The following is a 12628-nucleotide window of genomic DNA, read 5'->3' as shown; positions in this document are numbered from 1 at the left end:
GGACCATGGACCGTGACGGGGTGGAACGCCTGCTCGACGAGGCCGGAGTCGACGGCAGACGGCTCAGGCACGCCCTGACCCTCCTCTGCGACGGCCAGTGGTGGACCCTGTCCGACCTGGTCAGGGAGTCGGCAACGGCCCGGCGGACGATCGAGGCACTGCTGCGCGAGGTCCCGCTGGAGCACTCCGGCGACAGGTTCCGGGTGCCGCTCACGCATTCGCCGGATTTCCAGGACCTGCTGGCCGTGGCCCCGCCCCCGGCCGACCCGGTCGCCTATCTGCTCCCCCACTACACGCACGTGCTCGACCGGCTGCGCCGCCTCATCGACGAGGCGCCGCGCTCCCGCCACGCGCTGGACCACGTGGCCGCCACCCCCGACACCGTGCTGCGCAGGGCGCTGCTGCTCGGCGCCCGCTTCTGGCTGCGGGGCGCGAAGCTGCTGTTCGTGGGCGACCACGACCTCACCTCGCTGGCCGTCAAACTGGTCCACCCCGAGGCCGAGGTCACCGTGGTCGACATAGACGAGCGCATCCTGGCCTATCTGGACGCCCAGGATCTCGGCGTACGGACCCGGTGGGCCGATCTGCGGCTGTCGCTGCCGCCGTCGGCCCGCGACCACGACCTGGCCGTCACCGACCCGCCGTACACACCGGAGGGCGTCGGGCTGTTCGTGGCGCGCGCGATCGAGGGGCTCAAGGACGATGGGCGGGTGCTGCTGGCGTACGGGGCGAGCGAGCGCACTCCGATGCTCGCCCTGAAGGTGCAGAACTCCCTCTCCGCCCTCAACCTCGCATATGACGCTATTTACCCAGATTTCAACAGATATTTCGGGGCGGAAGCCATCGGCTCCGCCGCCGACCTCTATGTCCTGCGTCCCACCACCAAGACCCGTCCCGCCGTCACCGCCCGCCTCGACCGCCTGACCACCGCCATCTACACCCAGGGCCCCCAGTCGATCGAGTCCACCGGCTCCTCGGCGGCCGACAGCTCCTCGGCGGCCGACGCCGACCTGCTGGTGGGTGACTGGCCGAAGGAGCTGCCGCAGCCCCGGGTGAAGCTGTCCACGTGGCTGGCCAAGCCCTACGCCGCCGCCGTGGAGCGGGTGGCGATCGCGCTGCCCGCCGGCCTGGAGGCCGCGCTCCCGCGCCTCCTGCTGGCCACGCGAGCCGCCCATGTGCGGGTCCTGCTGTCCGCGCCGGCCCCTCTCCCGGATGTCCTGGGGTCCGTCTACGAGCTGACGTCCGACGGCGGCGTCCTGGAGGCCGTACGACTCCCGCAGCCGATCGGTGACGAGGCCGGGGTGCTGCGGCGGATCCTCGACAACGGGCACGGCAAACTGGCCAACACCTGGCGCGAGGGGCTCATCGCGGTGGCCCGCTCACAGGGCACCACCCTCACCAAGAACGACGCCCGCGCCCTCATCCGGCAGGCGGCGCCCTGGGCCGAGGCCGTCACGCCGCTGGAGACGCCCCTCCACCGCCTCGCCGACCTCCCCACCACGGTCTCCGCCACGGTCACGGCCCTGTCCAAGACCACCTGACCGGCCGGAACGGTGGGCGCGTCAGGTCGCGTCGACCACGCGCTTCTGGATGATGTGCCCGAGCCCGTCGAGGGCGACCAGCTGCGACACCAGGTCCCCCGTTTCCCCTGGCCGCACCGGCCCCACCCACGCGACGGTGACGTAATGGCCGAGCGCCCTGGCCTGCGCGCGGCTGCGTACGGCGTCGAAGGGGACCGCCTGCCGGACGAACCCGTCCTTGGACAGCGCCTTCACCAGCGCGTCGGCGGCCCGCCCGTCGGTGAGGTTGAAGATGACGAACTGCCCCGCTCCCGAGTCGCCCGTGTACGTGGCCCGCAGCGCCTGCGTGCAGCCCGCCGCCGAGGCGCCCCAGAGGGCGTCGTCGCAGTCCGCGAGCTGCTCGGCCGAGACGCGGCGCAATCCGCCGAGCGTCGCCGTGTCGGGGGTGAACACCTCGTCCACGGTCAGCGGAGCCGCGTCGCGCTGCCGGGAGTCGATGAGGGAGTAGAGCGCCGAGGTCGGCTCGCCCCGGAAGGTGGACGGCCGGGCCTCGGGCCGCAGGAACAACAGCCAGCCCGCGACGGCGAGCACCGCCACCAGGGCCACGCCCAGCGGGATCATGACGCGGGCGCGCATCATGACGTCGGCCCGGTGACCGAGACGACCCGGCGGTAGACGGCCTTCTCGGCCCCCCGGAGCGTCAGCGAGAGCGAGACGAAGTCGTCCTTGGGCGTCGGGGCGGCGCCGTCGGCCCGGCCGATCCAGACCAGCCCGACGTAGTGGCCCAAGGCGTAGCCCCCTCCCTCGGTGTGAGCTCCCGGCGGGAAGGCGGTCTTGCCGGAGCCGACCGGGCTCGTCCAGCCGCCCCGGTAGAGCGTCTTGAGCGATTCGACCAGCTCACTGGCGGCCTTGCCGTCGCGCAGGTTGAGCAGGGTGTACTGGCCCACGTAGCGGCCGTCCGGGGTGGTGTAGACACCGCGGGCCGCCTGGCTGCACTCGGCGCCGGCGACCACGTCGAGGAGTTCGGGGCCCCAGACGGCGGCCGAGCAGTCGGCGTCGAGCTTGCTGCCGGCCAGCTTGAGAGTGAGTTTCTTCTCACCGGTGAGCGTCTTCTGCCCGAAGACCTCCTTCTCGGTGAGCGGCGTGCGGTCCTTGGCCCGGTCGGCGATCGGATCGAACAGCTTGGGCGAGGCCCAGCTGTGATAGGTCTCCGGCAGCGCCGCGTCGGCCTGCACGATGGCGGCGCCGCGGCGTTGTTCGGGGGTGTACTGGCCCAGCGAGTTGACGAAGGCGACCAGGGCGAACGCCGCGGCCAGCACCCCCACCGCCGACACGATGATCACCAGGAGCTTCTGCTTCTTGGGATCCATCCCCAGGTCGGTGAGCAGGGGGAACTGCCAGTCGGAGCGGGCGGGGCGCCGGCGCTTGCGGGTCGCCGTTCTGGAGGCCATCACAGCCCACCCGCCCCGATCAGGTTGCCCAGCCCGAACGTGAGCCCGGCCGCCACCACGCCGACGATCAGCTGCCGCAGCCCGGAGTACAGCCAGGAACGCGCGGTCACCGTGGAGACCAGCGCCCCCGCCCCGAACAGCGCCAGGCACGAGATGACCGCCGACACCCACAGGCTCGTCACGCCGATCAGGTACGGCACGAGCGGCAGGAGCGCGCCCACGCTGAAGGACAGGAACGACGAGCCCGCGGCCACCTTGGGCGAGGGCAGGTCGTGCAGGTCGACGCCGAGCTCGCTCTGGGCGTGGACCTCCAGGGCCTCGGCGGGGTTCTCGGAGATCTGCCTGGCCACCTCGGCGGCCAGGTCCGGCGCCACGCCTCTGGCGATGAATACCTGGGCGAGCTCTTCCTGCTCGGCCTCGGGGTGGCGTTCGAGCTCGCGGCGCTCGACGGCGATCTCGGCCAGGGCCAGCTCGCGCTGGCTGGCCACCGAGACGTATTCGCCACCGGCCATCGAGAAGGCACCCGCCGCCAGGCCCGCGATGCCCGCCAGGGCGATGACCTTGGTGTCACCGGTGCCGCCCGCGACACCGGCGATGAGCGCGAAGTTGGACACCAGGCCGTCCATCGCGCCGAACACCGACGGCCGCAGCCAGCCGCCGGTGACGTCACGGTGCTGGTGGTGCTGCTCCGCGCCCCCGCTCATCTGGAGTTCTTCTCCTGCTGAACGACCTCGGGGGTCTCCCCCTGCTTCGCGGTCGCGTCACCCTCGCGGGCGTCGTCCTCGCGGGCGTCGTCCTCGCGGGCGTCGTCCTCGCTGGCGGACTCCTCAGGTACGGACTCCTCGCGTACGGACTCCTCCTTCGGCGCGACGTCCTCAGCGACCACCGCGGGGTCCGGAGCATCCGCACGTACGACCTCAGGATCCGGGGCGTCTTCCGGCGCCTTGTCCGCTTGCCCGGCCTCCGCAGCGGCGTCTGAATCAGCAGCGGTGTCGCCCGCCGAGTCGGCCTGGTCGACCCCGTGGGCCGGATCCGGGCCGCTCGCAGCGGCCTCCCGCACCTCGGCCGGGAGGATGAACTCCTCGCTGTCCTTGTTGCGGGTCAGCCAGAAGTAGGCCAGCGCCCCGATGAACACCACGATCGACGTCCACTGGTTCAGCCGAAGTCCCAGGAGTGTCACCGCGTGGTCCACCCCACCGACGGGGTCGATTCGCAGCCCCTCGATCCAGAACCGTCCCAGTGTGTAGCCGGCGACATAGAGGGCGAACAGCCGCCCATGATGCAGCGCGAACCGCTTGCCCGCCCAGAGCAGGACGAAGCCCAGCAGGACATCCCAGATCGACTCGTACAGGAACGTCGGGTGGTAGAGCACCCCCGGCTCGCCCCCGTGCAACTGGTCGATCTCGAGCCCCCACGGCAGCGTCGTCGGCCCGCCGTACAGCTCCTGGTTGAACCAGTTGCCCCAGCGGCCGATCGCCTGCGCGAAGATGATGCCGGGCGCCACCGTGTCGGCCACCGCGCTGAGGGACAGGCCGCGCCTCCGGCAGGCCAGCCAGACGCCGACGCCGCCGAGCGCGACCGCGCCCCAGATGCCCAGCCCGCCTTCCCAGATGAACAGGGCCTGGTAGGGCTTCTTGATCGCGCGGTCGCCGAAGTAGGTCTGCCAGTCGGTGATGACGTGGTAGAGGCGTCCGCCGATGAGGCCGAAGATCACCGCGGGCACGGAGATATCGATGATCGTGCCCGCCTGGCCGCCGCGAGCGCGCCAGCGGCGCTCGCTCAGCCAGACGGCGAAGATGACGCCGAGCACGATGCACAGGGCATAGGCCCGGATCGGCACGAATCCGAGATACCAGACCCCTTGAGAAGGGCTGGGAATCGAGGCAAGGGGCATGTCAGGTGAGGGTAGCGGAAGCGGGACTACTTGGCCGCCTTCGTGACCGCATCGCGAAGATCCTTTGGTGCGAAGACGACCTTGTTGTCCAGGGCCGTACCGTTGAGCTTGACGGTCGGCGTGCCGCTCAGCTTCTGCTCCTTCATGACCTTGGCGCTGTAGTCGAGCTGGGCCTGCACGTTCTTCTGGCCGGTGATGCAGGTGTCGATGCCCGCCCCCGTGGCCCCGGCCTGCTTGGCCCAGTCCACCATCTGGTCGGTCTTGAAGCCCTCGACCGTCTCACTGGGCTGGTTCTTGTAGAGCAGGTCGTGGAAGGCGATCCATTGCTTGCCGTCGGACAGGCAGCGGGCGGCGGCGCCGGCCCGCAGGGAGTTGGATTTCGTCGGATCGGTACTGAAGATCGTGATGGGGTGGTAGACGACCTTGGCCTTGCCCTCGGCCGCGAGGTTCCTGAACGTGCTGCCGCTCACCTCCTCCATCTGCTTGCAGGCGGGACACTGGAAGTCTTCGAAGATGTCGACGACGGGCTTGGTGACGCCGCTCTGGGCCATGGTGACCGAGCCGTCGGGGTTCACCGTGGTCGGCGGAAGCTGGCCGCCGGCCTGCTCCGCCTGCGACGTGCTGGCGGCGTACCAGACGCCGAGCCCGACCGCCGCCACCGCGACCGCGCTCACGGTCGCGTAGGTGACGGCTTTTCTGCGCCGCTCCCGCACGCGGTCGGCGGCCTGCTGCGCCTTGATCTTCTCCCGCGCGGACTTCGCACGGTCCCCCTTGCTCATTGGTCGATCCCCTCTTGTTCATCATGTCCGCGCTCGCCGCCCGCCAACCCGAGCGCCGAGTCGAGCGCGAAACGTCCCGGTGGGAAGCGCACGATCCAGGCGCCGAGCACCACGAGACCGAAGTCGCGCAGAATGTCGAGCAGGTAGGCCGGCTGCTCCCCCGCCCCGAGCTGTCCGCCTCCCCCGAAGCAGCCGCAGTCGATCCGCAGGCCGTGCGCCCACGCCCAGGCGATGCCGAAGACGAAGGCGAACATGAGCAGCCCACCGATCACCCCGGCCACCCTGGTCAGCAGCCCGACGACCAGCAGCACACCGATCACGATCTCCAGGATCGGCAGGCCGTAGCCCACGGTCGTGGCGAGCGAGTCGGGCAGCAGCTCGTAAGCCTTGACCGCCACGACGGAGTCGGACGGATTGCCGATCTTCAGCCACCCGGCCACGATCAGCACCCCGCCCAGGACAAGCCGGGCAACGGTCGTCACCCAGAGTACCGCCGTCCGAGCGTTAAGTGACTGTTTCGACGCGACCACGGCTAGGGCTCCTCTTTCTCTGCGCTGGAAAGCGCACAGTATCGGGAACCCATCTGACCACGCCCGGGATAAGACTCGGTTAAGAGGGTTTTCCCGCGCAGGGGCCATACGCGCTGCTCACGGCGTCGCGGCGAGCAGCCGCGACGCACCGAGCGCCCATGGCGAACGAACCCGACCGACCGCTAACGGCAAAAGCGGCAGAGACCGCAGAGACCGCAGAGGCCGCAGAGGCCGCAGACGAGCCTGACCGACCGCTAACCGCAGAGACCGGCGACTAACCCGTGAGACCGCTAGCCGCAGGCGAACTTGGCGGCGCCCCAGTCCGCGTGGTCGTTGCCGTTGCCGTCGCCGCCGTCGCCCGCCACGAGGTCCACGTATCGGGCACCGGTGAGGTCGGCGGTCAGCTCGTAGGCCGGATCGGCGGCTCGCAGCACCGGGCTGTGTGCCTTGACCACCCCGTCGGCGACCACGCTGTACTCCACAGACCCCCTGGTGGCCTGGACGTCGTCCACGCCGACGGAGGCTGTGAAGGCCGTACACCGGCCGCCGAGGTAGAAACGGACGTCGGCGGGCGCGTGCGTGCCCAGCCCCTTGGCGAACGTCTGGCCGCCGATCACGATCGGCGTGCCGTCGGCCGCGCCGAGGTCGCCGTTGGACCGGTCGCGCTCGACCGGCCCCCAGCCGTTGACCGCGCTGACCCACTCCAGGTCGCTCGCCCAGGCCTCCGCGGTGGGTGGCGGCGGCAGCGTCCGTACGGTCGTCACCGCGCCGATCGACTTGGCGGCTCCCGCCGCCGTGTAGGCGGCGTCGGCCTTCAGCTCGTAGGTGTCATAGGGCGCGTTCGCGGGCGGCGTCACCTTCCAGATGGTCACCAGCTTGCCGCCAGGCTCTACGGTGCCGGTCCCGTTCCCGGTGACGGTCCAGCCCTCGGGTACGGTCAGCGTCACCTTGACGTCCTGGGCCGCCACGTCCTCCAGGTTGACGAACGTGGTGGTGACCTCGGAGGCCGCGCCCTGCTCGAACGCGGGCGCAGCGGGCACCACGTCCAGCGACGCGCACGCCTGGGCCTCGGGGTCCTTCCCCAGGTCCTTGACGGCGAAGTCGTCGAGGACGAAATCGGCCCCGGCCTGCTCGGGCAGCAGCGAGCGGAGCCCGACCCAGACGTCGCCGCAGCCCGCGACCACCCGCTCGGCGAACCTGCCGGTGGTCCGCCGCTCCGGCACCGGCGTCCGCCGGGTCTCCACGCTGGAGGTGCCCTTGTCGTAGCCGGTCACCCAGGCGTAGGCGTCCGCCAGGGCACTCTGGTAGCCGAACGACACCTCGTAAGCGTGTCCCGGCTCGAACCGTACGGTCTGCGGCACGGTCCGGTAGACCAGTCCCTGCCGCTCCTCGTGCGCCTTGAGCGACCAGTCGCCGTTGATCACGTCGTCTACGGTCTTGCCGTTCCACCCGGCCTGTGTGTACGGCTCGTGCCGCTCCGACAGATGCGTACGCGCGTCGAACGCGCCACCGGCGTCACCCTTGACGAACGGGCCCCATCCCGGCTCGGCGGACTCGAACGTCTCGGTCCCACCCGCCGGATCGCTCCTGATGAGCCGTACGTCGTCCACCCGCACCTTCGCCGCACCGGCGGCGGCCGTGATCCGCAGCGTGACGGAGTCGCGCGGCGCGGTGAAGGCGACCTTGACGCGCTGGAAGTAGGTGTCGTGCTTCTCGTCGGAGGCGATGTAGTTCTTGGCGGTCGAGCGCTGGATCGTCGCCTTCCGGCCACCGGCCTCCAGCGTGGTCTGTCTTGCCTGCCCGGGTTCGACCTCGACGAACGCCGAGGCGGTGTAGGTGCGGCCGGGCTGGAGGCCGGTCAGCCGCTGTTCCAGCCGGGCCTGCGGACCGCCGCCGAGCAGCGCCATGCGCTGGCCGCGCTCGTTCTTCTGGACGCTCACCGGGCCGGTGACCTGCCAGTCGCGCAGTCCGTCGCCGTTGAAGCCGGGATCGCGGACGCCGCTCCCCTCGCCCCAGCGGGGGTCGGCCTGGGCGGGCGCCTTGCCGGGGTAGAGCACGTACGGCACGCCCGCCTCGGCCCGCAGGGTGATCTTGCCGTCGGCCGGAGTGGCGACGCCCACCCGGACCCGGCCCTGGTCGGTGAGCTTGTAGACGGTCATCGGCCGGGCGGCGTCCCAGGTGGTGGTGCCGCCGGCCGGGTTGTAGTGGTAGTACTTGCCCGCCCACGGCAGCAGGTACGTGGTGCCGTCGAGCACCTTGTGACCGCCCGCGAACAGCTGGCGCCGGCCGTCTGCCACCTTGCCGCGCACGCCTCCGGTGAAGACGATCTCGTCGGGGTTCCAGTCGGTGATCTGGTAGTGCTGCAGGAACTTGGCCGGCAGGTTGTGTTCCCAGATGTTGCGGTAGAAGGCGGTGAAGTCGTTCTGCGCGGTCCAGCCCTCGAACTCGACGATGCGGGCGTTGCCCAGGATGGGGTGGGCGTTCCAGACGTCCTTCTCGCCGTTGCGGATGAACCGGATGATCTGCGAGTTCAGTCCCTTGTTGGTGGCTCCGCCGTAGTTGAGGTCGTTGGCCCAGTGCGACCACAGCGACGAGCGCTCCAGCTTGTCGGCCCATTCGGTGGCCACCTGCCAGCCCTGTCCGCGCAGCTCGGTGAGCAGGCGGTCGGCCACCCAGCCGTGCGGGCGGTACACGTCCACGTACAGGAGGGCCAGGTTCCTGTCGGTCTCGGCGCGCAGCCGCTGCAGCCGTTTGGCGAGGGTTCCTCTGGTCAGGTCGCCGCGCTGGTCGATCAGGTACGACTGGTCGAGCCAGTTCCAGCCCTTGGTGTCCTTGTTGACGAGCTGCTCGCTGAAGCTCTTCGCCTCGGGGTAGGACTCGGTGGCGTTGACGTGCACGCCGAACGTCGCGTTCCAGTCCTTGCCGGTCTTGAGCAGCGTGTTGAGGTCGGCCAGGCCGCCGGCGCGCTTGTTGTAGTTGCCGCCGTAGTCGGGGTGGGCCGAGTCGTGGCCCTCCGACTGGTACCCCTTGAGCAGGGCCAGCTGGCCCAGGCCGTCGGTGGCCAGCGAGATCCGCTTGACGTCGTCGAGGGTGCGCAGGAACGGGTGGGTGGCCTGGCTGGAGAAGTTGAACGGGATGTGCGCGATCACCCGGTCCTTGGTCTCGTCCGCGCCGGGTGCCTTGACGCCGATGCTCCTGAACGCGACGGCGCCGTCCTGCCAGTCGAGGCCGCCGTCGCCGTTGGCGTCGGGGGTGACCACGACCTTGGCCCACGGCAGGTCCTCGGTGAAGGGCGCGCCGGTGCCCCGGTAGGTCCACTGACCGCTCCACACGCCTACCCTGATCCGGCCGCCGTCCTCCTGCCTGGCCTGGTGCCAGAAGCGGGCCGCGTCCTTGTCGGTGACGCCTGAGGGGCGGTCGTAGGTGGAGTTCGACTCGACCGCGGCGGCCAGGGCGCCGGTGTTGACGATGGCGTACGAGGCGCCGATCGGGGCGGCGTCGGGCGCCGTCCCCGGGGTGACGGCGGCGAAGACGTCGGCCGTACGGGTGGAGTTGGGGTCGAGCCTGGTGAACGCGGTCGCGGCGCCCGGCTGGTCGCTGCTCACCGACACCAGATCGTGTCCTGGCAGGTCGATGGTGTTGACCCGGAACGCCTCGGTGTCGGAGACCGCGTCGATCGCGAAGGTCGTCACCCGGTCCTTGACGCGGATGCTGGCGTCCAGCGTGACGCCCGCCTCGAAGGTCAGCCGGTAGCGGGCGGACGCGCCGTCGGTGCCGCGCAGCGCGACCGTGGCCTCGTACGGCGTGCCGTTCAGCACCACGCCGGGCACGGCGGTGCTGCCGTCGAGTACGGCGCCGCTCGCCTTGTCGGTGTAGCGCAGGATCCTCGGGAAGGCCGGGTCGAGGTCGACGGCCAGTTGCCCGGAGGAGATCCTGACGGGCTCGGCCACGGTGGTGGGCTCGGGGGCCAGGTTCTGCTGCGTGGGAGGCGGGGGCGTGGGACCGGTGGTCGGCTGGTCGGGCGAGGACAGTTCGTAGGTGGGCGTCGGCTCCGGGGTGGGCCCCGCGCCTGGCACGGACGTCGCCGGCACTCGCGTGGCTTGTGCGGGGGCGGCCAGGGCGACGGCCGATAAGGCGAGGACGGCGGCGGCTACGAAGGTACCGGGACTCCGACGCATATATGTCCTTTCACAGGTATGCGTCGTACTGCGTGGGGCCCCGATACCACCAACCCGCCACCGCAACACGCGCTATGGACCGACGCCAGAAATACTGACACTTGTCCAGTTGCGAGTCGCGGGATTTGACAGAAAGGGTTAGGCGCGGGAGCGGACGCCCGCCGCCATCTCCCGGGCCAGCACGCCGATCGACTCACGGCCGGCCGCCTCGTCGGGCGCGTCGAGCATCCGGCGGATGAACGCCGAGCCCACGATGACGCCGTCGGCGTAGCCGGCCACCTCGGCCGCCTGCTTGCCGGTGCCGACGCCCAGTCCCACGCACACGGGCAGCGCGGTGTGCGCGCGGGTGCGCTTGACCAGGTCCTCGGCCGCCACGTTGACGGTCTCCCTGGCGCCCGTGACGCCCATCAGCGAGGCCGCGTAGACGAACCCGGTGCAGCAGTCGACGACGGCCTTGATGCGCGCCTCGGTGGAACTGGGCGCCACCAGGAACACGGTGTCGATGCCCGCCGCGGCCGAGGCCGCCCGCCACGGCTCCGACTCCTCCGGTGTCAGGTCGGGCGTGATCGTGCCGACGCCGCCCGCGGCGGCCAGGTCACGTGCGAACCGTTCGGCGCCGTAGCGGTCGATCGGGTTCCAGTACGTCATGACCAGCGTGGCCGCGCCGGTGGCGGCGACTCCCTCGACCGTGCGCAGGACGTCGGCGATCCGGGTGCCGTTGACCAGCGACCGGTGCACGGCGTCCTGGATGGTCGGCCCGTCCATCAGCGGGTCGGAGTAGGGCAGCCCGATCTCGATCACGTCGCAGCCGGCCTCGACCAGGGCGGCGGCCGCGGTGATGGCGCCTTCCTTGGACGGGAAGCCCGCGGGCAGGTAGCCGACCAGCGCGGCCCGGTTCTCCGCCTTCGCCGTGGCGAAAACCGTCTGAAGAGTAGTCATGATCGTCCGTTCTCAGTGGTCAGGGGCCGCATCGCCGCCGTCCTTGCCATGGTGCCATCGGCCGCCGTGCTCGGGCATCCTCCAGAGCCGGTGCGGCGCGAACCCCGGGCCGTCAGAGGTTGAAGTACTTCATCGCCGTGCCCATGTCCTTGTCGCCGCGCCCCGAGAGGTTGACCAGGATGGTCGCCTCGGGACCCAGCTCACGACCGAGCTCAAGCGCGCCCGCCAGGGCGTGTGACGACTCGATGGCCGGGATGATGCCCTCGGTCCTGGCCAGCAGCGAGAACGCGGCCATCGCCGCGTCGTCGGTCACACCGTGGTAGACCGCCCGCCCGCTGTCCTTGAGCCAGGCGTGCTCGGGCCCGACGCCCGGGTAGTCGAGACCGGCCGAGATCGAGTGCGACTCGATCGTCTGGCCCTCCTCGTCCTGAAGCACGTAGGTCCGTGAGCCGTGCAGCACGCCGACCGAGCCGGCGGTGAGCGTGAGCGCGTGCTCGCCGCTCTCCAAGCCGTGGCCGGCGGCCTCGTAGCCGTGCAGCTGGACGCCCTCGTCGCCGATGAAGGCGTGGAAGATGCCGATCGCGTTGCTGCCGCCACCGACGCAGGCGGCGACCGCGTCGGGCAGCCGGCCGGTCAGTTCCAGCATCTGGCGGCGGGCCTCGACGCCGATGATGCGCGCGAAGTCGCGCACGATCTCGGGGAACGGGTGCGGGCCGGCGATGGTGCCGAACAGGTAGTGGGTCGTGTCGACGTTGGTGACCCAGTCGCGGAACGCCTCGTTGATGGCGTCCTTCAGCGTCTGGGAGCCGTTGGTCACCGGCACCACCGTGGCGCCGAGCAGCTTCATCCTGGCCACGTTGAGCGCCTGGCGCTCACAGTCGACCTGGCCCATGTAGATGACGCACTCCAGGCCGAGCAGGGCCGCCGCGGTGGCGGTGGCCACGCCGTGCTGGCCCGCGCCGGTCTCGGCGATCACTCGCTTCTTGCCGAGCCGCTTGGTCAGCAGCGCCTGGCCGAGCACGTTGTTGATCTTGTGGGCGCCGGTGTGCGTGAGGTCCTCGCGCTTGAGGATGATCCGCGCGCCGCCGGCGTGCTCGGCGAAGCGCGGCACCTCGGTCAGCGTGGTCGGCCTGCCCGCGTACGTACGCAGCAGGTGATCGAACTCGCGCAGGAACTCGGCGTCGTTCTTGGCCTTCTCGTAGACCGCGGCGACCTCGTCGAGGGCCGGGATGAGCGCCTCGGGAACGTAGCGCCCGCCGAAGATGCCGAACTTGCCGTGCACGTCGGGGTCGTTGCCGTAGGCGCCGTTACCTGCCAGGTCGGCGGCGGTGAGAATG

10 protein-coding genes are annotated in these 12628 nt (G+C 70.7%); 1 reads left to right on the top strand and 9 read right to left on the bottom strand.

The window, feature by feature from the left end; all coding sequences use genetic code 11:
- The first annotated feature begins 5 nt into the window (after window positions 1-5).
- The gene (locus AB0C30_RS19595) at window positions 6-1541 is read left to right on the top strand and encodes a bis-aminopropyl spermidine synthase family protein (RefSeq protein WP_357945536.1); all 1536 of its coding nucleotides are present in this window, start codon (window positions 6-8) and stop codon (window positions 1539-1541) included.
- A gap of 21 nt (window positions 1542-1562) precedes the next feature.
- On the opposite strand, the gene AB0C30_RS19590 is transcribed toward AB0C30_RS19595, so the two are convergent.
- The 9 genes from AB0C30_RS19590 to trpB all read right to left on the bottom strand — a co-directional run bounded on the left by AB0C30_RS19590 (window position 1563) and on the right by trpB (window position 12609).
- On the bottom strand, window positions 1563-2159 hold the full coding sequence (locus AB0C30_RS19590; protein ID WP_357945533.1) for a hypothetical protein: 597 nt from the start codon (window positions 2157-2159) through the stop codon (window positions 1563-1565).
- On the bottom strand, window positions 2156-2971 hold the full coding sequence (locus AB0C30_RS19585; RefSeq protein ID WP_357945531.1) for a hypothetical protein: 816 nt from the start codon (window positions 2969-2971) through the stop codon (window positions 2156-2158). The genes AB0C30_RS19590 and AB0C30_RS19585 overlap by 4 nt, the downstream gene beginning before the upstream one ends.
- Window positions 2971-3675, bottom strand: a complete 705-nt coding sequence (locus AB0C30_RS19580; protein ID WP_357945529.1) for a VIT1/CCC1 transporter family protein — start codon at window positions 3673-3675, stop codon at window positions 2971-2973. The genes AB0C30_RS19585 and AB0C30_RS19580 overlap by 1 nt, the downstream gene beginning before the upstream one ends.
- Entirely contained in the window at window positions 3672-4865 is a 1194-nt protein-coding gene (lgt, locus tag AB0C30_RS19575; protein WP_357945527.1) for a prolipoprotein diacylglyceryl transferase, read from the bottom strand. The genes AB0C30_RS19580 and lgt overlap by 4 nt, the downstream gene beginning before the upstream one ends.
- A 26-nt stretch (window positions 4866-4891) precedes the next feature.
- Window positions 4892-5644, bottom strand: a complete 753-nt coding sequence (locus AB0C30_RS19570; RefSeq protein WP_357945525.1) for a thioredoxin domain-containing protein — start codon at window positions 5642-5644, stop codon at window positions 4892-4894.
- Window positions 5641-6126, bottom strand: a complete 486-nt coding sequence (locus AB0C30_RS19565; RefSeq protein WP_357945522.1) for a DoxX family protein — start codon at window positions 6124-6126, stop codon at window positions 5641-5643. The genes AB0C30_RS19570 and AB0C30_RS19565 overlap by 4 nt, the downstream gene beginning before the upstream one ends.
- 338 nt (window positions 6127-6464) lie before the next feature.
- Entirely contained in the window at window positions 6465-10352 is a 3888-nt protein-coding gene (locus AB0C30_RS19560; protein WP_357945520.1) for an endo-alpha-N-acetylgalactosaminidase family protein, read from the bottom strand.
- A 138-nt stretch (window positions 10353-10490) separates the two neighbouring features.
- Window positions 10491-11291, bottom strand: coding sequence for a tryptophan synthase subunit alpha (trpA, locus tag AB0C30_RS19555; protein ID WP_357945518.1), 801 nt, complete (start codon window positions 11289-11291; stop codon window positions 10491-10493).
- 112 nt (window positions 11292-11403) lie between these two features.
- Window positions 11404-12609 (bottom strand): tryptophan synthase subunit beta, encoded by a 1206-nt coding sequence (trpB, locus tag AB0C30_RS19550; RefSeq protein ID WP_357946351.1) that lies wholly within the window; start codon window positions 12607-12609, stop codon window positions 11404-11406.
- Window positions 12610-12628: the final 19 nt, after the last annotated feature.

Source organism: Nonomuraea sp. NPDC048901, assembly GCF_040649695.1.
GTDB lineage: Bacteria > Actinomycetota > Actinomycetes > Streptosporangiales > Streptosporangiaceae > Nonomuraea.
This window is presented reverse-complemented; position numbering and strand designations above follow the sequence as displayed.

Excerpts from the sequence above, each read along its gene's own strand:
- trpA (WP_357945518.1), bottom strand. The coding sequence starts at position 11,291 with ATGACTACTCTTCAGACGGTTTTCGCCACGGCGAAGGCGGAGAACCGG.
- lgt (WP_357945527.1), bottom strand. The coding sequence starts at position 4,865 with ATGCCCCTTGCCTCGATTCCCAGCCCTTCTCAAGGGGTCTGGTATCTC.
- AB0C30_RS19590 (WP_357945533.1), bottom strand. The coding sequence starts at position 2,159 with ATGATGCGCGCCCGCGTCATGATCCCGCTGGGCGTGGCCCTGGTGGCG.
- AB0C30_RS19585 (WP_357945531.1), bottom strand. The coding sequence starts at position 2,971 with ATGGCCTCCAGAACGGCGACCCGCAAGCGCCGGCGCCCCGCCCGCTCC.
- AB0C30_RS19595 (WP_357945536.1), top strand. The coding sequence starts at position 6 with ATGGACCGTGACGGGGTGGAACGCCTGCTCGACGAGGCCGGAGTCGAC.
- AB0C30_RS19580 (WP_357945529.1), bottom strand. The coding sequence starts at position 3,675 with ATGAGCGGGGGCGCGGAGCAGCACCACCAGCACCGTGACGTCACCGGC.
- AB0C30_RS19560 (WP_357945520.1), bottom strand. The coding sequence starts at position 10,352 with ATGCGTCGGAGTCCCGGTACCTTCGTAGCCGCCGCCGTCCTCGCCTTA.
- AB0C30_RS19570 (WP_357945525.1), bottom strand. The coding sequence starts at position 5,644 with ATGAGCAAGGGGGACCGTGCGAAGTCCGCGCGGGAGAAGATCAAGGCG.